This is a genomic window from Prevotella histicola, from assembly GCF_055385135.1.
The window spans coordinates 929,552-952,858 of sequence record NZ_AP043793.1; the positions used below are offsets into that span (position 1 = coordinate 929,552).

Annotated in this window: 19 protein-coding genes and 1 pseudogene; 16 read left to right on the forward strand and 4 right to left on the reverse strand. The window is 40.5% G+C overall.

Going from position 1 to position 23,307, the window contains the following annotated elements; all coding sequences use genetic code 11:
• Nucleotides 1-32 precede the first annotated feature (32 nt).
• The 3 genes from ACZ48L_RS03850 to ACZ48L_RS03860 all read left to right on the forward strand — a co-directional run bounded on the left by ACZ48L_RS03850 (nt 33) and on the right by ACZ48L_RS03860 (nt 3,953).
• The gene (locus ACZ48L_RS03850) at nt 33-2,237 is read left to right on the forward strand and encodes a peptidase domain-containing ABC transporter (RefSeq protein WP_025792445.1); all 2,205 of its coding nucleotides are present in this window, start codon (nt 33-35) and stop codon (nt 2,235-2,237) included.
• A 176-nt stretch (nt 2,238-2,413) separates the two neighbouring features.
• On the forward strand, nt 2,414-2,527 hold the full coding sequence (locus tag ACZ48L_RS03855) for a DUF4372 domain-containing protein (protein ID WP_231294698.1): 114 nt from the start codon (nt 2,414-2,416) through the stop codon (nt 2,525-2,527).
• A 100-nt stretch (nt 2,528-2,627) separates the two neighbouring features.
• Complete coding sequence (locus tag ACZ48L_RS03860) at nt 2,628-3,953, forward strand: IS5 family transposase (protein WP_278565434.1); 1,326 nt, start codon at nt 2,628-2,630, stop codon at nt 3,951-3,953.
• A 1,252-nt stretch (nt 3,954-5,205) separates the two neighbouring features.
• Here ACZ48L_RS03860 and ACZ48L_RS03865 read toward each other — a convergent pair.
• Nucleotides 5,206-5,499, reverse strand: a pseudogene (locus ACZ48L_RS03865) (conjugal transfer protein TraG); the annotation flags it as partial.
• Between the two features lie 420 nt (nt 5,500-5,919).
• Between ACZ48L_RS03865 and ACZ48L_RS03870 the strand changes: the two are divergent.
• From ACZ48L_RS03870 to ACZ48L_RS03885, 4 genes are read left to right on the forward strand one after another with little or no spacing between them, the layout of a single operon-like run.
• The gene (locus ACZ48L_RS03870) at nt 5,920-8,994 is read left to right on the forward strand and encodes an esterase/lipase family protein (protein ID WP_464722019.1); all 3,075 of its coding nucleotides are present in this window, start codon (nt 5,920-5,922) and stop codon (nt 8,992-8,994) included.
• A gap of 11 nt (nt 8,995-9,005) precedes the next feature.
• Entirely contained in the window at nt 9,006-9,641 is a 636-nt protein-coding gene (locus tag ACZ48L_RS03875; RefSeq protein ID WP_081767865.1) for a hypothetical protein, read from the forward strand.
• Nucleotides 9,642-9,658: 17 nt separating this feature from the next.
• Nucleotides 9,659-9,985 (forward strand): hypothetical protein, encoded by a 327-nt coding sequence (locus ACZ48L_RS03880; protein WP_021670464.1) that lies wholly within the window; start codon nt 9,659-9,661, stop codon nt 9,983-9,985.
• Nucleotides 9,986-10,007: 22 nt separating this feature from the next.
• A complete protein-coding gene (locus ACZ48L_RS03885) occupies nt 10,008-11,123 on the forward strand; it encodes a M12 family metallopeptidase (protein ID WP_025792449.1) in 1,116 nt (371 codons plus the stop codon).
• Between the two features lie 24 nt (nt 11,124-11,147).
• Here the strand turns inward: ACZ48L_RS03885 and mobC are convergent, their stop codons facing one another.
• The 3 genes from mobC to ACZ48L_RS03900 form a co-directional block, all read right to left on the reverse strand.
• Entirely contained in the window at nt 11,148-13,154 is a 2,007-nt protein-coding gene (gene mobC, locus ACZ48L_RS03890) for a conjugal transfer protein MobC (protein WP_025792451.1), read from the reverse strand.
• A 91-nt stretch (nt 13,155-13,245) separates the two neighbouring features.
• A complete protein-coding gene (mobB, locus tag ACZ48L_RS03895) occupies nt 13,246-14,526 on the reverse strand; it encodes a conjugal transfer protein MobB (protein ID WP_025792452.1) in 1,281 nt (426 codons plus the stop codon).
• Nucleotides 14,527-14,542: 16 nt separating this feature from the next.
• On the reverse strand, nt 14,543-14,929 hold the full coding sequence (locus ACZ48L_RS03900; RefSeq protein ID WP_025792453.1) for a plasmid mobilization protein: 387 nt from the start codon (nt 14,927-14,929) through the stop codon (nt 14,543-14,545).
• Nucleotides 14,930-15,519: 590 nt separating this feature from the next.
• Here ACZ48L_RS03900 and ACZ48L_RS03905 point away from each other — a divergent pair.
• The 9 genes from ACZ48L_RS03905 (at nt 15,520) to traK (ending at nt 23,307) form a co-directional block, all read left to right on the forward strand.
• On the forward strand, nt 15,520-16,323 hold the full coding sequence (locus tag ACZ48L_RS03905; protein WP_025792454.1) for a division plane positioning ATPase MipZ: 804 nt from the start codon (nt 15,520-15,522) through the stop codon (nt 16,321-16,323).
• A complete protein-coding gene (locus ACZ48L_RS03910; RefSeq protein WP_025792455.1) occupies nt 16,310-16,837 on the forward strand; it encodes a DUF3408 domain-containing protein in 528 nt (175 codons plus the stop codon). Before ACZ48L_RS03905 ends, ACZ48L_RS03910 begins: the two co-directional genes overlap by 14 nt.
• Nucleotides 16,834-17,604 (forward strand): hypothetical protein, encoded by a 771-nt coding sequence (locus ACZ48L_RS03915; RefSeq protein ID WP_025792456.1) that lies wholly within the window; start codon nt 16,834-16,836, stop codon nt 17,602-17,604. The genes ACZ48L_RS03910 and ACZ48L_RS03915 overlap by 4 nt, the downstream gene beginning before the upstream one ends.
• Before the next feature lie 133 nt (nt 17,605-17,737).
• Entirely contained in the window at nt 17,738-18,037 is a 300-nt protein-coding gene (locus ACZ48L_RS03920) for a DUF4134 domain-containing protein (RefSeq protein WP_004342556.1), read from the forward strand.
• A gap of 4 nt (nt 18,038-18,041) precedes the next feature.
• On the forward strand, nt 18,042-18,377 hold the full coding sequence (locus ACZ48L_RS03925; RefSeq protein ID WP_025792458.1) for a DUF4133 domain-containing protein: 336 nt from the start codon (nt 18,042-18,044) through the stop codon (nt 18,375-18,377).
• Entirely contained in the window at nt 18,374-20,887 is a 2,514-nt protein-coding gene (locus ACZ48L_RS03930; protein ID WP_464722020.1) for a TraG family conjugative transposon ATPase, read from the forward strand. The genes ACZ48L_RS03925 and ACZ48L_RS03930 overlap by 4 nt, the downstream gene beginning before the upstream one ends.
• A 27-nt stretch (nt 20,888-20,914) precedes the next feature.
• Nucleotides 20,915-21,544 (forward strand): DUF4141 domain-containing protein, encoded by a 630-nt coding sequence (locus ACZ48L_RS03935; protein ID WP_025792459.1) that lies wholly within the window; start codon nt 20,915-20,917, stop codon nt 21,542-21,544.
• 51 nt (nt 21,545-21,595) lie between these two features.
• On the forward strand, nt 21,596-22,633 hold the full coding sequence (traJ, locus tag ACZ48L_RS03940) for a conjugative transposon protein TraJ (RefSeq protein ID WP_004372732.1): 1,038 nt from the start codon (nt 21,596-21,598) through the stop codon (nt 22,631-22,633).
• A 50-nt stretch (nt 22,634-22,683) separates the two neighbouring features.
• A complete protein-coding gene (gene traK, locus ACZ48L_RS03945) occupies nt 22,684-23,307 on the forward strand; it encodes a conjugative transposon protein TraK (RefSeq protein ID WP_025792462.1) in 624 nt (207 codons plus the stop codon).

Here is a 23,307-nt window from a genome sequence, read left to right on the forward strand (position 1 = left end):
CTCAGGAACAGAACTTTTAATATTATTTAATAATGAAAAAAATCTCAGCCCTTCAACAACACGATGCTATGGATTGTGGGCCAACATGCCTCGCCATGATATGCAAATATTATGGCAATCATTATGACATAACACACATTCGAAATCTATGCACAACTTCTCATGAGGGCGTATCACTTTATGCAATTAGTAGAGCTGCTGAAAATGTTGGTTTTCGCACTATTGGTATCCAATTAACCATATCAGAACTAGGACAAGAGAGTTTTTTACCTTGCATCATTTATTGGAACCAAAATCATTTTGTTGTATTATATAAAATAAAGAAAACATCCCGAGGATTAGTCTTTTATGTTGCAAATCCTGCTACAGGTATGATTGCAAAATTTAACGAGTTAGAGTTTGGTAATTGCTTTTTAAACTCCATAAATGCGCAAGGAAGTGGTGTTGGCATTGCTTTATATTTGTCACCAACCAATAAATTTTATGAAAAGAAGGGAGATGATAATAAGAAGAAAATTCAAGCCCTAGAATTTCTCTATTCATATCTGAAACCTTACAAAAAGCAGTTTCTACTACTTATCATGGTCTTAATCTTCGGAACTACCATACAACTAACGTTGCCTTTTTTAACTCAAGCCATTGTTGATAAGGGTATTAAAAGTCAGAATATAAATATTATCATTTTAATACTTTTAGGTCAAATGGTATTAGAGATGGGTAATACATTCATGGGATTTTTACGCAACTGGCTATTACTAAAAACAGGCACAAAGATTAATATTTCTTTGATATCAGACTATCTTACAAAATTGATACACTTGCCTATATCCTTCTTCGACACGAAACAAACAGGCGATATTTTACAACGCATCAATGACCATTCTAGAATACAAGGTTTTTTAACCGACTCTAGCATTAATGCTGCTTTCTCTATAATCAATATAATTATTTTCGGTAGTATTATTTGCATTTATAATAGGATAGTATCTTTAATTTTCTTTTTGGGAAGTATTCTGTATATCTTTTGGGTTTGGGCTTTTATGAAACAAAGAGCCATCCTTGATAATAAAATATTTACCCAGAATTCAGCTAACCAAAGTAGTATAATACAGCTGGTTACTGGTATGCAGGAAATTAAATTGAATGTATGTGGGCAAAGGAAACGTTGGGAGTGGGAGCATATTCAGCATAATATTTATCGCCTTTCTATGAAAAGTTTGAAATTATCGCAGTTTCAACAATCTGGAGGGCTATTCCTCAATCAGGCTAAAAACCTAATAATTACAGCATTCGTCGCAACTTTAGTGATAAAAGGTAAAATTACACTTGGCATGATGATTAGCACACAATATATTGTTGGGACTTTAAATAGTCCTGTAGATCAATTAATTAATTTTATCCGCCAATTTCAAGATGCCCAATTGAGTTTAGACCGTTTACAAGATGTATATGAGAAGCCAGATGAAGATAATGAAATTAAAAAAAATATATCCGATCAGGATTGTGGAGATATTGTTCTAAACGCAATATCTTTTAAGTATGACAAAATTGATTCCAGACCAAATATCGACAATGTCAGCTTGCGTATACCACAAGGTAAAACTACAGCAATAGTTGGACTAAGTGGTTCTGGAAAAACCACATTACTAAAGCTTATCCTTGGTTTTTACCATCCTGACAAAGGAACTATATATATAGGCGGTGAGAGATTAGATAATATAAATATGCAAGACTGGCGGAAAAAGTGTGGAACAGTGATGCAAGAAGGATTTATTTTTACTGATACCATCGCCCATAACATTGCCCCAAATGCTACAAAAATAGATATATCCCGTATCAAGAAAGCTGCAAGAATTGCTAATATAGACGAATTTATAGAAAAACTTCCTCTCAAATATAATACGATAATAGGCTATGATGGACATAATCTGAGTATAGGACAAAAACAACGTCTACTCATAGCACGTGCTGTTTACAAGAATCCTAAATATATATTTTTAGACGAGGCTACAAATTCCCTTGATGCAAATAACGAACTTGAAATCATGGAGCATTTAAACAAATTTATCAAAGGTAAGACTGCTATTGTAATAGCTCATCGCTTGAGTACAGTTAAAAATGCAGATAATATCATTGTCCTTAAAGATGGGAAAATAGTGGAATGTGGACGACATGTAGACCTCATTACTCATCGAGGATTATATTATAATTTAGTAAAAAATCAGCTTGGCTTCTGATGTTTATAGGTCCTATAGGTGCCATATATCAACATATAAATAATATTGGATATATAGCTCACGTTGTTTTAAATTATTGCTACCCGATAGTTATTAGCATATAAAAATATAAAACATCCAGTTATAAATAGGTAATAATCATACAAATCAGCCATATCCTTCGGTACGAGTCTTATATCAAGCGTCTTGACGATTGGACTCATTTCGTAGTAATACTCTTCGGAGTACTCAAACAATTTGATTCTCTGCGTGAGTTGGAGATATTCAATGAATATTTAGTCCACCCTTAAAAATCTAATATTCCGCTGATTCACAGTATATTATGCTACAAATTATTTGCTTATATCTGCAAGTTTTTGTACCTTTACATTATAAATCTTGCAGATATTTATGCTTAAACGTACATCCAAACAGCTCTCTATGTTCTCTTATTTAGAGGACATGCTTAGTTATCAACACCCCCTTTTCCAACTTAGTAATAAGATTAATTGGAAGTGTTTTGAAAAAGCTTTTTCTCCATTGTATTGCTGTACTAACGGGCGCCCAGCTCATCCTATTCGCTTGATGTGTGGTCTTTTAATTTTAAAATATTTGCGTAATGTGTCAGATGAAATGGTTGTTTTTCAATGGAGTGAGAATGCTTACTACCAATACTTCTGTGGTGGACTTGAATTTATGCCAAAACAACCCTGTGATGCTTCCGAGTTAGTTCACTTCAGAAATCGTATAGGTGAGGAAGGTATGGAGTTAATATTAGCCGAGATCATCCGTGTTAATACTGTCCATGATGACGAAGACCATTTTGATACGGCTTTCATTGATTCTACTGTACAGGAGAAGAATATAACCTATCCTACAGATGCGAAGTTGCATAAAAAGATAATCAAAAACGTTCTGAAGATAGTTCATGACAAGAGTCTTCCTCTACGACAGAGTTATACGCGTACCTTGAAAGGCATTTACCGTTCCCAACGTTTTCGTAATCATCCCAAGAATCGTAAGAAAGCTCTTAAGGCAGATAGGCAACTGAAGACCATAGCAGGTAGATTAGTAAGAGAGCTAGAGCGTAATCTTGGGAGAAGGAAAGGATATGAGAAGATGTTTGAGCTATATTACAGAGTTCTTTCTCAGAATAGGAAGTCAAAGAACAAAGTATATTCTCTGCACGAACCAGATGTAGTTTGCGTCAGCAAAGGTAAGGAGCATAAGCAATATGAGTTTGGCAATAAAGTATCTATTCTTCGTTCATGGTCTGGACTTATTCTTGGTGCATGTTCTTTTAGGAATGAATATGATGGGCATACTATCAAAAAGACGTTAGAACAAACCCAAAGGATGACAGGAAAGCAGGTTGATAAGTTAGCAGGAGATAGAGGGTATAGAGGTATAAAGCAGATTGGGAAGACAAAGATACTCATTCCAGACACTCCTAAAGCTAAAGACAGCTACTACCAAAAGAGAAAGAAACACAAACTATTTTGTAAACGAGCAGGTATAGAGCCAACCATAGGACATCTTAAAGCAGACCATCGATTATCTCGCAACTTTTATAAAGGTGTGAAAGGAGATGCTATCAATGTCTTATTAGCGGCGGCAGCATATAACTTCAAAAGAGCTATGAGAGTTCTTTTGTACCATATAAAAAGAATCAGTATAGAGCTTGTCAGTACAGGCTTTATGCTGAAATATAGTTTTAAGGGACGACTACTTAGGTGAATAAATTGTATCATTATTGAATCGACTATATCCCCCATCACAGTACCCTTACCTAAGCCTACCAGCATTGCCACAAGAATTCTTCGCAAACATCTATGCATCACTTCTCGAATGCTACACTTTTTTAGCGAACTGCCGCTCAAGGGATGAGCTGATACTCAAAAGTGGCAAGAAAGGTGACATGAAAGCACACACGGTGATGAGGTGTTGAGCAGGGAATCTTATAGTTGTACAGCTTACCAATGCCCTCTTGCATGACTATAATCCCTTAAGGAGATGCATCTCCCCAAAATGGCACCTTTACCATGGATATGGCATGCGTAGATTAAGCATGGTGCCCAAAAATTACCGAAGAGGATTGTGCTATGTCACCAAGATAAAGAGGAGACTGAAGTATAAATAAAGGGATTCTTGAACCTATGTAAGTTGACGAATTGGTTACACACACGGACAAAAGGACTGTCTTTGAGTAGAGAGAAGGCATGAGTCATACGAGTGGAGTTGTGAGTGGGTAACTCAAACAAGTCCATTGTCCTTCTTCCCAATAACTTTGTGCTTGGCGTAAGGGACATTGGGGAAATTTACAAGCAGAAACAGGCTATAGCATTCTTATATTAACAACTCAAAACAGAAACTCCCACAAGATTTTTCTATAGCGACTGTGTTAACGCAATACAGGCACTGACATTGATTGTACTCATTGTCAACTCGCTTTCTTCCATCATCTTCCGAATGATTAGAATACATGTGTCATTCTTTCAAATTGTGTCGATGCTAAGACTTACACTGATACACGATACAGACTTCTCATCTTCCATGGGAACTCCACAAAATGATAAACCCATAATAATGGTAGAAAGAACAAAAACACTACCACAAGAGCTGAATCTATTTCATTTAGGAAGGTCTTAGCTTTTAAAAACAATTTAGAATTGTCTATATAAAGGTAATCCCGAAACTATCTTTAAACTATTTTAGGAGTTACTGGCTGCAATATGTAAAATCCCAAACAAAAATTATGGCTCTATAACGAATCGTGTGGGTAACTAAGTTTAAGCTCCCCTGTAATGAAATAGACCATATACTTAAAGTTTTCTGCATTTACGAATCCCCTTGCCCTCCTTTAACAAGTTGCTTCTGATAGGGCTAAAGGCTGTGTAAATATCTCGGTACTATTCATATGACAAAGGTAATATTTTTATCTAAGTTATCTATGATTACCCACACGATTCGTTATAGAGCCAAAATTTATTTAGCCTTTTACCAAATGTGTAAGGTATGGAGTATTTTTCATCCGCTCAATTTCACAATCCACCAATGAAAATATCTCTTGTTTCACCTTACGATAATTGGCTTCAATAGTTTCTTTGAGATTATCGGAGCCATCTTCGTTTTTGAAGTCTGCGATTGTGGGTATAGACTGATAAACTTTCATTTCAGCGGAAACTTTGGCAATATCCACGACAATCTCGGCATAAAAAATCCTTTGGTCGATACGTTCATCGAAATTATCGGATACTACACCTTCAAACATACCCTGACCCTTTGGTGGAATTAAGGCCGAATTTACCAAGTCTTTTGAAAAGAATTGCATATATTAAGGATTTTTGCGAAATTCGCATATAAGTTGTGCATACGGATTATTGAACTTAGCATGTTGGTTATTACTAAGTTACAAAATATCTGTTATATGCAACCGTCATTGCATATTAATTTATCCTTTAATCTATTTCCGCCAACGAGTTATATATAGTTAATAATATAGCAAATATAGTGAAAATACTAAGGAAATACAAATTTTTGAAAATAAAATAACTATTTTTCTTGTTATAAACAATATATATTTGTATATTTGCGACAAGAAAAGGAAAATGTAATTTTAGTATAATTATCTATCAGACCATACTGTAAAAAGGAGCGGAAGCCGAAAAGCTTACGAGTAGGCCCTAACTTACCTTAATTAGATATGAACATACATACTTTAAAAGTAACGGCAATTCTTTCCGTATTTCTATTTCTTTGTATGCCGACAATGGCACAACAAAGAGGTAAAGATGAGAGCTTAAGGAAAGTCTTAGATAAAATGTTTGCGCACATTGACAAAAATAAAGTGCCAACAGGACTATTAAGAGATTATGCAGAAGAGTATGAAGATCTTGATATATTTACTGGAATAGTGCCCTTAACAGAACATAACGCTGCTGATTATGTAAGATTTGGCTATTTGTTGTCAACAATTAAGTCTGCAGATTTAATAGGTGTAGTAAGTAAAGACATAGATGTTTTTTTCCGTCAAAAAAAATCTTATGATGAGAATAACTCTATATCATTAAGTCTTGCATTGTACAAATATTCTCAAATTAAGGAAAATGCATTAAAAGATGGATTAATAACCTACAAAAACGATCAAGTATATACTACAAATAAAGATCCATATAAGCAAGGTTACCTGTTCGCTTGTAGTTCACTCGTAGAAAACACAACTGAATCTTCTGTTGTCATAAGTTTGCCCCAAAGTAACCTTTTGACTAACATACATTTAAGTAAACTTGAAATAAATATTGGAAATGGCTTTCAGGAAATTGGAGGGAATAAAAAGGTAAAAGCGAATTTACAACAAGGAAGAAATGAAATAATAATAAAGGCAACATTGGATAATGGACAATCATTATTATCCCACATGTTTATAACAAAATTAGAACGTAAGCCTGATGGATTAACAAGAGCTTCTGAATACAGCTTTCTCTCCAATCCCCTTTCAGATACAATAGTTATAGACGGAGATGATTATCGTGGTATATCTACAAAAGCAGAAGTTACATATTGTTTATCAGGTGATCATACAACTATTGTGAAACCTTTTATTATTGTAGAAGGCTTTGATCCTAGATTACCTAACAAGTCTAAAGGCTTTACGCATTACAATAATGTCGTTGCTCCGAATTCTTTCTTAGAAATGTTAAGAAAAGATTTTGGCTATGATCTTGTATATGTAGATTGGAAGAGCTCTGGAGAATATATTCAGGCAAATGCATATACATTGATATCTGTTATTAACTGGATAAATGAGCAGAAAGCTATATCTAATAGCAAAGAAAAAAACACAATAATAGGGCATAGTATGGGAGGGCTTATCATAAGATATGCTCTTAAAACAATGGAGGATAGGAATATCAAGCACCAAACTCAGACTTATATAAGTTATGATGCTCCACATTTAGGTGCTTATGTTCCTTTGGGAGTCCTATATGGTTATAAAGCTATTCGCGACTGGTGCGCAGATAAAAAATTTCTTAAATCTGTAATAAAAACATTTAGTGGTAATAAATTTAATGTGGATGAGTTAATACAATTGGGAAATTCATTGGCATATTCAAGTGCTACAGCCCAATTATTGGTTGATTATGTAAACCCAGAGGGAAATTTGGATAATCGGGAATATATATTATGGCAAAAGGAACTCTCTAAATTAGGATTCCCTAAAGGTGATAATGGGCATGGACTAAACATGTTTGCTATAGCTAATGGCTCATATAAAGAACCGATTATTCCTGATCATTATTTATCAGCCGGTGCCAATGCAGGAATAGGCTCACTCGACATTCTAACCCCATTAAATCCATTTATTTATGGACTTTCATTGAATGATATAACCGCAGCACTAGTTAGCATGATACCTGGTAAAACAAAGGTAGATGCCGACATAAAAATCTCTCCTGCTAAAAAAGTTGGAGATGAAGTTACTTATTTTAGAATAAAAATTAAGAAAAAATTTCTTTGGATAGGACCCACTATTAGTCACACTAACTTTAGCTTTGATAGATACTATCCCAACATACCGCTTTATGATACTTATCCCAGTTCAAAATACGATGTAAGTGGATTCACAGGTAATCTAGATGGTAATCTTGGAGATAAGTTGAATGTTCCTGATATTCTATTGCAAAGAGAAATTTTTGTTAAGCCTAAAGCTATCCCTTTTGTTCCAACCTCTAGTGCCTTGGCTATAGGGTCAGGATTAACTCATAACCCTGAGCTTTATAAAGCTGAACCGCAAAGTATGGCCAGTGCTTTTGGCAAAAACTATTTTGTTAATAATGAAAGTCAAGAACACTCTTCTTTTTTAAAAGAAAAGCAAGTAAAAGATTGGATATTATCAAGACTCTCTACTCTAATCGTTGGACCTATAAATGCTTATACCAATGCCCAATATTTCTTGACAAACGCTATAGGGGTGACAAGTTGGAGCACAGATAATTCAAAGATTGCGACTATTAATTCTAGTGGAATACTTACCGCAAAGGGGAAAGGAATTTGCTTTGTAGAGGCATCTAATAATGGAATTAAATATAGTATGCCAATAGTCGTAGGTAATCCAAGATACATACTTAAGGGTTCTTACAGTCCAGGAGGCTATTTGCTTAAAGCTGAATGTCTTGATAATGAATTTAAAAACTCACAGGATCTTATAAATGACGCTTTCAAATTCAAATGGGGTATTAAGTATGGCAATAGCCCAATAGAATGGATAGAAAACACTAAACATGAAATTCTTTTTAGACAAACTTCAGATAACGAATACTGTGTTTGTTTTCTTGAAGTTTTGAATAGTCAAGGCGAACGAGTATCTATACAAAATATGGAAATTAGTTCTCTGAATATTTATGATATTGAAAATTCTACTTTCTACATAGACAGGAGTGGTAATTTATATGATGGAATAAAAAATAAATATGATTTTGACTATGCCAGCATATATTTCTCTCGCAAGAAAAATATTAGCAAAGCATTTGATGATAGTTCTTGGGATGCCATAACTGCGTTGTCAGTTGATCCTATTGGTAAATATAAAGAAGTTACTATTAACGAGGGAAGTATTCTTTTGAAGGATATGTTTGCAGAAGATGCTATAGAGTATATGAAGGCGCATTCAGAAGAAGGACAACAGTATATTTATACAATTGTACTTCTAAATTATGAAAATAAGTCTTTACAGTATATCCCTATTAGAGTTATCTACAAAAGTGATATTAACAAATAAAGAATAGAATTATGATAAAGTTTTTAAAAGTCTCTTTAATATTGTTATGCAATATTTTCCTTCTTTCAAGTTGTATGAAAGAAGTGGAAGGATATGATACCTTTGCAACGATAACGCTGAATGGAGAAGTATATAAGGATTATGATTCTTGGAACTGGCTGCGTAGCTCATACAATCCTTCCTTTTTATCAAGATTGGAATGTGAGGGACAACTAACAGAATTGGACCTATATCTCCGAAAACAGCCAGACAATCGTTCGAATTATGCATATTCTCTTGATATCATCTTTGATTCACCGTTGAAGAAACTAAAGTTAAAAGAGCCTTATACTATAGTTTCTACTGCAGACACTTTACTCTATAAGAATAAACCTTTGGATTTTTACAAAAAGATATGGGAGGACAGGCGACATCTCCCTACATTTGGTAGCGGAGGAGTTTGCATTTTAAGAACAGTAACTGGACATATAAGAACGGCGGTAGTCACCTCTCTTTCAGGTACCTGTGTACTCAATAATTATGATAAAAAAGGGTTCGCTCATGGATATCTAAAACTTTCAGGCATTTGGCCTACAGGTGAAAGATGTAATCTTGAAGGAGATTTTACTGCACATGCTGGAGGCCCTGAAGATATAGAACAAAAATAATTTTAAATTTATCCTAAATGAAAAAAATAAATATAATACTCATAATGATATATGTCATTTTTGCAACCTCTTGCAATGATAACGTTATAGAGGATATAGACAATAATATGACTGAATATCAGAAAGAAAATAAGCCAAGGAGCAATAAAGAAAACATATATATGGAGCAAACTGATCATATAGCTATGCTTACAAGACTTGTTTGGTTTGATAAAGGCAGTAGTAAATACATCCTAGCCTTATCAAAAGAAGATGCATATAAGATGGGCTTCACGCTAAACGAATATCTTTCTGTAGAAAATTATGTAAAAACTCTCAATCAAATAAAAGTATTACACAAATAAAAACCAATCAAATTATTGTATTATGAAAAGAAAAGTATTTTTGGGGTTGATAGTAATTATTGCTATCTTCTCATCGTATTCATGTTCAAATGATGAGACTGTTGAAGGTACAGTCGAAGATATTTCTATATCTCAATCGTCTCCAGAGTTTGTTGCAAAACTATCAGAACAACAAAAGATTAATATCCAGAAAACAGGAGAAGCATTCTTGCAGAATCAGCAAAGACATGCTTTTAATGCAACAATAGCCAAAGATATACCTACGAGATATGGCATATATTCTTTTCCTCAAACCGAAACGCGAGCCGTTGGCATTTGGGGGTCATATCCTGCACAATATTGGACAATGATTAGACTTAGAAAAGCAAAAGTTGTAGGAGGTGAGGTTTTGGCACCGCACATAAGAAGAGCAATCAATGAAGCTGTAAATGAAATGGAAAAAAATACAAATGTAAGGTTTTATAATTCGGAAGGCGAGCCAGAAGTGCTTGCTAGATATGGTATAAAACTACCTAATGTTTCAATAGGATACGACCTCAGTAAGTATGAAGGAACGGGTAGTTTTGGTCTTGTTGGTGGGGAGCAGTTTATTAGTATTCCTCAGACATTTAATGATGACAAATATAAGTTAGGGGCAGCTGGCTATAAGCAATTAGTCGCATTCTTGTTACATGCTTTCTGTAATGCTGCAGGCATGTTCAATGAACAACAACGCCCTGATAGAGATAAGTATGTCACAATCTACCGAGATAATATCAAAGATGGCTATCAAGCATATTTTGAGAAGTGTGGCAGAAACTATATAATGAATGGCTCTTTCGATAAGAATTCTATTACTATAGCATCTTCTAAGGCATATAGCAAGAATGGTAATCCTACTATTAAATTAATAAGTGGAGGAGAAATTCTGAAGAATCTGACCTTATCCGATTTAGATAAGTACTTTTTAAATCAGCACTACTTACCATATATAGCTCGAAAAGACAACTATACAGAACTTGATAGTATCGTCTATATTGATGGCAGAAAATTAACAGACGAAGAAAGATTAAGAATACAACATCAACTCAACCAACAACGCGGCTTATTTGGTGAACCTTCTGCTGAAGGTAGATCTCCACGAAGAATTCCTTGGTAATATATAATTCTGTAACCAACAGAACTATATTCCTTTTAATAAAACACTTAGTTGTGGATTATTCTTGATACGTTCAATCTCCGTATCTACAAGAGTTAGAACATCTTGTTTGACACATTTATAGTTGGCTTCGATAGTCTCTTTGAGATTGTCGGAGCCATCTTCGTTTATGAAGTCTGCGATTATGGGGATGGGTTGGTATACTTTCATCTCGGCAGAGATCTTAGTACTATCCACAACAATCTCAGCGTGGAAGATTTTCTGGTCAATACGCTCGTCAAAGTTGTCGGACACTGCACCCACAAACATTCCTTGTGTGAGGTTACTGATTTTGGATGCTGGAATGAGACTGTCCATCTGTGTGGAGATAGACGTAGACTTGTCGTTGCGGTTGATGGTCATAGACTGTCGTTGCTGCAAGACCTTACCAAAGCGCTCACTCAATGTCTTGGCAGTTTCGCCTACTACTTGACCAGAGAAAACATTGCCCACCGTATTTTGAATCACCTTACTTTCTTTGTCTCCATAATCACGGGTAAGCTGTGAAAAGTCCTGAAAGCCTAAGCAGACTGCTACTTTATTACTTCGGGCAGTAGCTATGAGGTTGTCAAGCCCACGAAAGTAGATGGTTGGCAACTCATCGATAATCACTGAGGATTTGAGTTGCTTCTTCTTGTTGATGAGCTTCACAATACGACTGTTATACAAACCGAGTGCTGCCGAATAGATATTCTGGCGGTCGGGGTTGTTACCCACAACAAGGACTTTCGGCTCATTCGGATTATTGATGTCGAGAGAGAAATCGTCACCCGTCATCACCCAATAAAGGGCAGGGCTTATCATACGAGACAGTGGTATTTTGGCACTGGCTATCTGTCCCTGTAACTGGTCCTGCGCTCCACCCTCCCAAGCGTCCATAAAAGGAGAAAGGTAGTTGGCAAGTTCATCATAGGAAGTAAGTATCGGGAATATCTGTGCGTAGGGACGGTTCAGGAACTCAATGGCATGAGGAAAGGTGCAATACTTTCCGTTCTCATAGATTTTGAGGAACCAGATAATGGCGGCGAGCAAGATAATCGGCGACTCCACAAAGAAGTCTCCCTGTTTCTGTATCCACGAGCGGTTGAGATTGAGCATAATCGTATAGGCACTCTCATAGGCATCCGATATATCCGTCATAAAGGCAGGATTGATGGGATTGCACCGATGCGATTTCCTCGGATCGTCAAAGTTAATTACATAGAACTGTGGTTTTACCTTGTAGGCATCTAAATGATGAAGTAGGTGATTGTAAGCTATCTCTGAAAGGTCGGGAAATTTATAGTCGTAGATGTACATGGCAAAGCCTTTCTCTATCTGCTGCTTGATGTAGTTGTTCACGATAGCGTAGGACTTACCCGAACCCGGTGTTCCAAGTACCATTGAGGCACGAAAGGGGTTGACTACGTTAATCCAACCGTTGTTCCATTTCTTCTTATAGTAGAAGCGTGTAGGAAGATTGACGGAGTATTCATTTTCCATCAACCGTGTTTCCTGCATGAAACTCTCATTCTCAGTATTAAACACATCGTCCATTAGGTTGTTTTTGAGTAGTCGGCTCATCCATACGCCACCCATCAGCAGGCAGATATAGCCAATGGAGAGCGTGAAGATATAGAGCGAAGCTGCACCAATCTTGCCGATGGGCAGTACCAGCAGCCACCAATTGAGAAAGAAAAAGACGAAGCCTGAGAAAAGCACCGTCCAAATCTTTGGCCAAGTGATTTTCTCCTCTTTCACGCCTTTTGTCCCAAGGCAGGACAAGGCAAGGAAAACCACACAAAAGAGTTTTGTCCAAAGGATGGATGAAAACAAGCCCGTGGTGCGCTGGAAGTTCATTAGAATTTTATCAATGATGCCAAGCGTAAACCCCCAGACATGAAAAGCCTCGTAGCAGAACCAATAACAATTTATCAAGAGGAATATCACCGATATACCCCGCATAAAGTCCATGACTTTACCTAATGCCCTTAAATCATCTTCTTGTGCCATAATCGTATTGTTTTTATACTTGTTGTATTATCGTTATTTGAATTGCATTTGAATGTTGTTCAAACAAAGTTTGAAATATGAAATACCTTACCTATCTTTTCTTTCGTCTAAGATTAACCTTACTTTGTCTACGGAGTTTACGCTGCCAAGCTGCTTCCTTCCAATCATCATTGCCCGTAGATACGAAAGAGTCCCCCACCATATCCTTAATAAGTTCATCAATAAGGTTATCCCCTTCTTCTGCATTGGATTGTAAAGGCTGGACAGTTGCTGATTGTTCCAAACGGGCAGACGGACTGCCATACAGCGTTTCGTCCAAGAATGGGTTGTGCGTAGGATTAGATAGATACGCATTAAATACATTGGCGGTATATCCTTTACCCAAGCGTGAGCCATTGAGTGCAACACCCTGCTCATCGTCAATAAAGGTAATGCCATAGATACGACCGCTTTCGTTCTTTCGGATAAACACACGCAAGCTCTGTTCCTCCAATCGTTGCCGAAGTTCTTCCTCTGTCTTTGGAGAGGTACGCATTGTTTGTAACACCCTGTACCTTATGATTGATATCAATGGCTTGATAGCTTGTTTGGACTTCTGCATCCTATTCTGTACGGCAGTATAGCCCACACCACGTCCAATGTCCGAGGCGTGGATAGGGCTGCTTACCTTGTCTCCCTTATCATCTGTTGGGACATAGACAAGTCCTTCATATTTCTTTCCCCGAAACTCCGTCTTCACTTCTTCTACCGCAAGATGGTATTGGGAAAGAATGGCATTCAGCTCTCCTAATGAACAGAACTTATAATGTTTCAGCACCATGCGAAGGGCACTTGCCACCTGCTCCTTGATATTTCTTTGGGTAGTATCAATTTTGGGCGTTTCTTCCACCGCTTTGTCAACGACCTTTGAACTTGGAATGAGGCCAAACCTCTTTTCCAAGGCATCGGTAATCTGCTTGCTCCTTCGCTTTTCAAATCTGTCGTTAATCTTCTGACCACGACTGTCCACTCGAAGTGAAACGATATGGATATGCTCACGGGCGATGTCGTTGTGCTTGAATACGATATAGGGTTGGTTGCCATAGCCGAGTGCTTCCATATACTCTCTTGCAATCTGCATGAGTGTTTCATCAGAGAGTTTCTCGTCTGGGTGCGGATTGAGCGAACAATGGAACACCGTTTTCTTGGTACGGCAGTTCTTCGGTATCAATGCCTCCATATCTGCAAACACTTCCTCCATCGTATAACGTCCCTCCTTGCTCTGATACAATTCAGCGGTAAGAAGAATACTCGCTTCTCCTTTTTCCACCTTTTTGAAGTTGTAGCCGAGTGCACCTCCAAGGTTCTCTGTGGCAGAAATCTTCGCTATCATCTTTCTAACTAAATTCTCAATACTTCTTCTTTCTATAATCAATAGTTAGATTGATAGCCTGCTCTTGCAAGGCAATGATTTGAGCCGACAATTTCTCCAACTTCTCAAGCATAATCTGTGCAGTCTTTATGCTGTGATAGCTGTTGATGGCACGCACGGCTTGGTTATACAGCACGCCAATCTTATGGATTTGTGCCGTCAGTTCTGAGAGCTTTCGGTAATATTCCACGGCAGATTTGTCTATCGTGATGACCTTGAAACTCTCTCCGAGAATACGACCACGCACAAAATCCGACTTGGTTTGCGCCCCTGAACGCTGAAACAAATCAATCGCTCGCTGCTGGTCTTTGGGGTTGGGAAGACGGGTGTCCCATCTGTCCCATCGTTCTATCTTTTCGTTCATTGTTTTTATCCTTATCTAATTACGACTTTGGAGTAATTCTCTCCCCTTCGGGGCAAGGGTCTTTGTCGGCAGAAACGGAGTTTGTCGGACAAAGACACACCTTGCCAATATTAAGAGTTGATACGATTGAAGTATCCACCCTTTTGGGGTGTCTGCTTCGGGACGTTACCTCCATGTATTATTCTCGCCTGCAAAGTTACGGCAGATTTTCAAATATCTCATTATCAGAGATATTCACTCTTTTTCCTCGTATTTCCCTGCACTTCATCGCTGTAATAAAATCAGCAGAAATATCATTTATTTTGCAGTCAGAACGAGCGAACAATGGTATGATAACACAAGCAAAAGATATATCATATTACCGCCTGCTTGCACCAAAGATGACAAGAAGGAACAATACATATTCATAACAATTTATTGTCATGACAAACTATTGTCAATACAACAAATTGTAAGAACTTGAAATCGTCCTTTTGGACTATCGCCCGAACCATACGCAGTCAGAGCAAACTGTCTGCTGATGACTCTTAATAATGAGAGAATATCCAAACATCAAATAGACAAATAATATGAACTAAGAAATTATCATTATGGAGAACAAACAACAACGCCCCCTTTTTCTGGGCTTCTCTTCCCAAAAGGGAGGAGTGGGAAAAAGTACTCTTGCCGAAATCGTAAGCAGCATATTGTACTACGAGCAAGGCATCAACCTCTTCGTGATGGACTGCGACCTGTCGCAAGACTCTTTCTACAAACTGAGGGAACGTGAGAAAAGTATCGTTCAGGAGAGCGAAGAGCTTTCCAAATCCATGCAGGAGTACTTTCATCACCTCGGCAAAAAAGCATACAGAATTTACAAGTCCGCACCCAAGGAAGCCGTCAGGACTGCACGAAGTAAAATCGACGGTATCAGCAACGAGAAGTACCAGTTGGTTATATTTGATTTCCCGGGACATGCCGGAACAACCGAACTGATGGAACTGTCCCTTCAGATGGACTATATCCTTTCTCCGATTGAAGCCGACATTCAGTCGCTGGTTTCATGTCTGGCATACGCCAAGACTATCACGGAGATTGGAGTTTCGATGTCCGACTCCCGGATAAAGGACATTATCCTGTTCTGGAACAAGGTGGACAGAAGAGTAAGGAACATCATCATCGATGAATATACAAAGCTCATCGACGAATACGAACTCACGCTCCTGCCCGGCTATGTGTATGCCACGCACCGCTTCTCTCACGAACTTTCCACATACGGACTGCGCAGAGTGTTTCGCTCTACCTATCAGCCTCCTGCAAGGGGATTACGAATGGGTACAGGGCTGGACGAACTCGTCAATGAGATAATTCAACGTCTCAACCTAAAAACGAAAACAGAAAATGGCAACGATTGAGGAAAGAAAGCAACAGCTGGAAAACAAGCTGAAGAAAATGGCAGAGGACAATGTCGTGGTAAAACCTGTCACGATACCAAACTCCTTCGACCCTTCCGAGGATACTGAGTCCTCCCCTGCAACATCAGGGGAGGAAGACAATAATTTAGAAGAGACGAAAGAAACGAAAACAGCAAAAGAAAAACCGGTAGATGAAATAGAAAGAGAGGAAACGGGGAACACGGAACAGAAACGGGAAAGGAAGCCTAGAATGGAAAAGCCCGGCGTGTCCTCCCTTTCCATAGAGGACTACCGTTCCCTGTACTTTCATCCCGTCCGCTCCCAAATGCGGACAGCCTTCTCCATTAATCTGGAAACGCTGCAGAACCTGCGCAACGTGTTGCAGGACTTGGGGGAGCGTGTTTCCATAGCCGCATATATAGACAACATTCTTAGGGAACACCTGCGTGAACATTTGGAATTGCTCAACAATGCGGCAGCAAAACAAAGACGCAAGACAACAATAACACTATGATGGAAACAATACTTTTCAGTTTTATACTGATACTCATCATCATTTGGATAATGCTGGGTATCCTGTACTTCTATATGCGGTATGTATCTCCGTATGGCATCCTTATCAAGAAAAATAAAAAGGGCAATGAGCAGACTAAGGAGAATGAAGCGACGAAGGAAAAAGACGGACAAAAAGGAGAAGGAAAAGAAGATCAAGCCGAGTTTGTACTGATTGGCAAAAGCCGTTCCATTTCCCCTATTATCCCACAAGTTCCCTCTGCTTCTTCATCTGAAAATTCAGAGCAGAATAGTAATAATTTTGCACCTCAGAACTCCGAAAAGAAAGAGGACATGAAGGAAGAGGACAACGAGATGGACGTTGATTTCGAGATGGAGCGAGTTGAGGAGGATGAGGTCGCCCGTGAGGAATTAATTCTGCCCATTGAGTCCACATCGGACGAAACCGAGATGTCAGGGCAGTCCGTCCTCGCACGTGACTTAGTCCGCCTGCAAAAATGGGCAAAGAACTGTGAGGAGGCTGATGAGAAAGAAGTCAAAGAGACTATTCGGCAGCTTCAAGACTCAGATCTATTGGATAAGTACAAGGAGAACATCGCCAAGATGCAGGGTGAGCAAACTTCGCTTTTGGAGAAAATCCGTAAAGCGGAAGAACAAAGCGAGCAACAAGCAATGTTGTTTTCTCAAAACTCAATACCAGCAGATTCAAGCGCTTCTGACACTTCATCCGATAATGACGACGACAAGCCTCTTTCATATTATCTGTAAACAATCAACGATGGAAGCGGGAAAAGAAAACGGCTCATTAACAGCTACAAGGTTTCCACATGAAAATGTGCCTCTCTTTCCCCTTCCTTTTAAGAACAAGCAATTTTATCACACTTAAAATTATAACATACAAATGAACAAAAAAATTACACTGATGATGCTCCTGCTGATGACCGCCACCATAGGAGCATACGCACAAGGCAATGGTATTGCTGGTATCAATGAAGCTACAAAAATGGTAACCTCCTACTTCGATCCCGGCACGAAACTCATCTATGCCGTGGGGGCAGTAGTGGGGTTGATTGGAGGTATTAAAGTGTACAACAAGTTCTCAAGTGGTGACCCCGATACGAGCAAGACCGCAGCCTCTTGGTTCGGTGCGTGTATCTTCCTCATCGTGGCTGCCACTATCTTGAGAAGTTTCTTCCTGTAAGGCGATGGCAGCATTTGAAATCAACAAAGGTGTAGGCCGGACGGTGGAGTTCAAGGGCTTGAAGGCGCAGTACCTCTTCCTCTTTGCAGGAGGGCTGCTTGCCGTCTTCATTCTTGTGGTCATTCTCTATCTCTGCGGCATCAGTCAGATAGCCTGTCTTGTCATAGGTGTAGTGGGTGCCACCATAGTGGTGTGGCAAACGTTCACCATGAACAGAAAGTACGGACAGTACGGACTGATGAAGAAAGGAGCAGTGCGTATGCACCCACGCTACCTTGTAAACCGCCGTACGGTCTGCCACCTTATTCGTAACCTTCAACCAAAGATAGCGAAGAAATGAGAAATAAAAGCAAGATAACGACCTTGGAATCGAAGTTTCCACTGCTCTCCATAGAGCAGGGCTGTATGGTGAGCAAGGATGCAGACATCACGGTGGCTTTCCGTGTGGAATTGCCCGAACTCTTTACCGTCACTTCTACAGAATACGAAGCAATGCACTCTGCCTGGCACAAGGCTATAAAAGTGCTGCCCAATTACAGCATCGTACATAAGCAGGACTGGTTCATTAAGGAGGACTATCAAGGAAAGCTCTCCGATGGCGGACTGAGTTTCCTTGCTCGCTCCTCTGAACGGCACTTCAACGAACGTCCGTATCTCCACCACTCAGTCTATCTCTTCCTTACCAAGACGAACAAGCAGCGTATGGCACAGCAGAGTAATTTCTCTTCGCTCTGCCGTGGACACCTGCTGCCCAAGGAAATCACCAACAAAGATGAGGTGATGAAGTTCATGGAAGCAGTGGACCAGTTCGAGCGTATCATCAACGATACCGAGCAGCTAAGGATTGTCCGCATGACAGAGGAAGAGTTGGTTGGTACAAATGAAAAGGGCGGACTCTTGGACCGTTATTTCTCCCTCTCGGAAGAAGGACACGCGTCGTTGGAGGACATCCGCTTGGGCGCAGACCTTGTGCGTGTGGGCGACAATATGCTTTGTCTACACACACTCTCCGACACGGATGACCTGCCGACAACGGTCAGCACGGACAGCCGATATGAACGGCTATCCACCGACAGAAGTGACTGCCGTCTTTCCTTTGCCTCTCCCGTAGGATTGATGCTACCCTGCAACCATATCTATAACCAGTATCTCTTCATCGAGGACAGTGATGTCAACTTGGAACGCTTCGAAAAGCAGGCAAGGAATATGCACTCGCTGGCACGCTATAGCCGTAGCAACCAAATCAACGAGGAGTGGATACAGGAGTATCTCAATATTGCCCATTCACAGGGACTGACCTCCATCCGTGCTCACTTCAACATATTGGCCTGGAGTAGCGATAAGGAAGAACTTCGCCAGATTAAGAATGACGTGGGCTCTGCACTTGCTCTTATGGAATGCCACCCTCGCCACAACACCATTGATGCGGCAACGCTCTACTGGGCAGGCATTCCCGGCAATGCGGCAGACTTTCCTGCAGAAGAGTCATTCTATACTTTCATCGAGCCTGCCCTCTGTTTCTTTACGGCAGAGACGAACTACAAGGATTCGCTCTCTCCCTTCGGTATCAAGATGGCAGACCGCCTTTCAGGAAAACCCGTCCACTTAGACATATCGGATTTGCCGATGAAAAAAGGAGTCATCACCAACCGCAACAAGTTCATCTTGGGTCCTTCGGGTAGCGGCAAGTCTTTCTTTACCAACCACATGGTACGTCAGTATTATGAGCAGGGAGCGCACGTCCTCTTGGTCGATACGGGTAACTCATATCAAGGCTTGTGCGAACTTATCCACCGCAAGACCAAGGGTGAGGACGGTGTGTATTTCACCTATACCAATGGAAGTCCGATATCCTTCAACCCTTTCTATACAGATGATTACTTCTTCGACGTGGAGAAAAGGGAGAGTATCTGCACGCTGCTGCTCACGCTTTGGAAGAGTGCAGATGAGCATATCACTAAGACCGAGGCAGGCGAACTTGGTTCTGCCGTCAACACCTATATCGAGCTGATATGTGCTGACCACAGCGTTACACCCTGTTTTAATACCTTCTATGAGTATCTGCGGGACGTGTACCGAAAGGATATGGAAAAGAGAGACATTAAGGTAACGCTCTCGGACTTTAATATCAACAACCTCTTAACTACATTGAAGCAATATTATCGTGGTGGTCGATATGATTTCCTGTTGAACTCGGACAAGAACATCGATCTACTCTCCAAACGCTTTATCGTTTTTGAAATCGACCAAGTGAAGGACAACAAAGACCTCTTTCCTGTGGTAACGATTATCATCATGGAAGCCTTCATCAACAAGATGCGCCGATTAAAGGGTATCCGTAAGATGATACTTATTGAGGAAGCGTGGAAGGCGATTGCTTCGGCAAACATGGCAGACTACATCAAGTATCTCTATAAGACGGTGAGAAAGTATTTCGGGGAAGCCATTGTCGTAACGCAGGAGGTGGACGACATCATCCAGTCACCCATCGTCAAGGAGAGCATTATTAATAACTCTGACTGCAAGATACTGCTTGACCAGCGCAAGTACATGACCAAGTTCGACGGCATACAGGCGATGCTCGGTCTTTCGGAAAAGGAAAAGAGCCAGATACTCTCCATCAACCAGAACAACGACCCCAACCGACTCTACAAGGAAGTGTGGATAGGGCTGGGCGGTATGCAGAGTGCCGTCTATGCTACGGAAGTGAGCATGGAGGAATACCTAACCTACACTACGGAGGAAACCGAGAAGGTGGAGGTGATGAACAGGGCAGCACAGCTTGGTGGGGATATCGAAACGGCTATCCGTCAGCTTGCCATAGAGAAAAGAAACAATAAAAAGAAATAAGTACAAACCATCAAAACTATAGTAACAATGAAAAAGTACATTTTCATGGCTCTCTTAGGATTGAGCCTTTCTGTTCCCAAAGCCCACGCACAGTGGGTAGTAACCGACCCTGGCAATTTTGCTGGCAACATCGTCAATTCGGTCAAGGAGATAGCCACCGCCTCCAAGACGGTGAAGAATACCTTGGACGGTTTTAAGGAAGTGGAGAAACTCTACAACGACACCAAGAAGTATTACGATGCACTCAAGAAGGTGAACAACTTGATTGGCGATGCCTACAAGGTCAAGGAGTGCATCCTGATGGTGGGCGACATCTCGGAGATTTACGTTACCTCGTATAAGAAAATGCTCTCGGACAAGAACTTCCGCCCTTCGGAACTCGCTGCGATGGCTTCGGGCTATGCCAAGCTTTTGGAGCAGAGCGGTGAGAGTCTCAAGGAACTAAAGTCCATCGTTAAGAGTAATGTCTTCTCGATGAACGACCACGAGCGCATGCTGGCAATCGACCGTATTTATACCACACTGAGGGAAAACCGCTCGCTTGTATCATACTACACAAGGAAGAACATTTCCGTGAGCTACGTGCGTGCAAGGGAGAAGAACAACCTTGCCTCTGTCAAGGCACTCTACGGTAATACGGCAAGCAGGTATTGGTAAATCCACAGACAAAAAAGAACTTGAAAAAACTTTCATAAAACACTTTTGCTTATGGATTTTGCCAGTTTACACGAGCTGCTACGCTCAACCTATGACGAGATGATGCCACTCTGTGCCCAGATGACGGGCATTGCCAAAGGCATTGCAGGCTTGGGTGCACTCTTTTATATTGCCCTTCGGGTATGGGCTTCCATTGCCCGTGCCGAGGCGATAGATGTTTTTCCACTTCTCCGACCTTTTGTCTTAGGCTTTTGTATAATGTTCTTCCCGACAGTCGTACTGGGTACGATGAATGCCGTTCTCTCGCCCGTAGTGCAGGGAACGGAGATGATGGTACACCAGCAGGAGGGGAACCTTGCCGAGCTTACTGCCAAGCGGGACAAGTTGCAAGAGGAAGCCTACCTTAGGAATCCTGAAACAGCCTACCTTGTTTCCAACGAGAAGTTCGATGAGAAGATAGAGGAAATGGGCATCATCGGACCTGAAGATGCCGTGACGATAGCGGGTATGTATGCCGAGCGTGCTGCCTATCAGACCAAGCAATGGATTATGAAGATGGTACACGACCTTTTAGAACTTCTTTTCCATGCTGCAGGACTTATCATCGACACACTACGCACCTTTATACTCATCGTCCTTGCCATTCTCGGTCCGATAGTCTTCGGTATTGCCGTATGGGATGGTCTTGCAGGCTCACTTACGGCATGGTTCTCACGCTATATCTCTGTTTACCTGTGGCTGCCTGTCAGCTCTATCCTTACGGCACTGCTTACGAAAATACAGGTGCTGATGATAGAGAAGGATATCGAAGCACTCAGTGACCCTAACTACCTGCCTGATTCGGGGACGTGGTACTACATCGTCTTCTTCCTTATCGGTATCGTAGGCTACTTCTGTGTACCTACCGTGGCAGGATGGATTATCGAAGCTGGAGGCGGTATCGGCTCATACGGTCGTAATGTCAACCAGACAGCACAGCATGGTGCGCAAGGAGCATATACCGGTGGCAAGGCTGCTATGGCTGGCGCAGGTGCTGCTGTGGGAAATGTCGGTGGACGTATCAAGGGTGCACTGCTCAAAGGAAAATAGAAATCGAGCAACTATGCCTAATTAATCAACAGATATAAAAGAAAAAAGAAATGGAATTCAAATCACTTGGTAATATCGAGACTTCATTCAGACAAATAAGACTCTATGCCTTTGTCTTTGCCATCGTCTGTGTGGTAGTAAGCGGTTATGCCGTTTATGCCTCGTACAGCTTCGCTAAGGAGCAGCGGGAGAAAATCTATGTGCTTGATCAGGGAAAGTCGCTCATGCTTGCCCTCAGTCAGGATGCAAGTCGTAATCGTCCCGTAGAGGCAAGAGAACACGTTCGCCGTTTCCATGAGCTGTTCTTCACCATTGCGCCCGACAAGGATGCCATCGAAAAGAATATGGAGCGTGCCTTTGTGCTGTGTGACAAGTCGGCTTTCAACTATTATAAGGACTTGGCAGAGAAGGGCTATTATAACCGTGCCATATCGGGTAATGTCAATCAGCGCATAGAGGTGGACTCTATCCACTGCAACTTTAATACTTACCCTTATGCGGTAACGACCTATGCACGGGAGTTTATCGTCCGCCAGAGCAACGTCACAGAGCGTAGTCTTGTTACGACCTGCACGCTGCAGAACTCTGTCCGTTCGGACAACAACCCGCAAGGCTTCCTGATGGAGAACTTCCTCGTTAAGGAAAACAGGGATATACAGACTTATAAACGATAA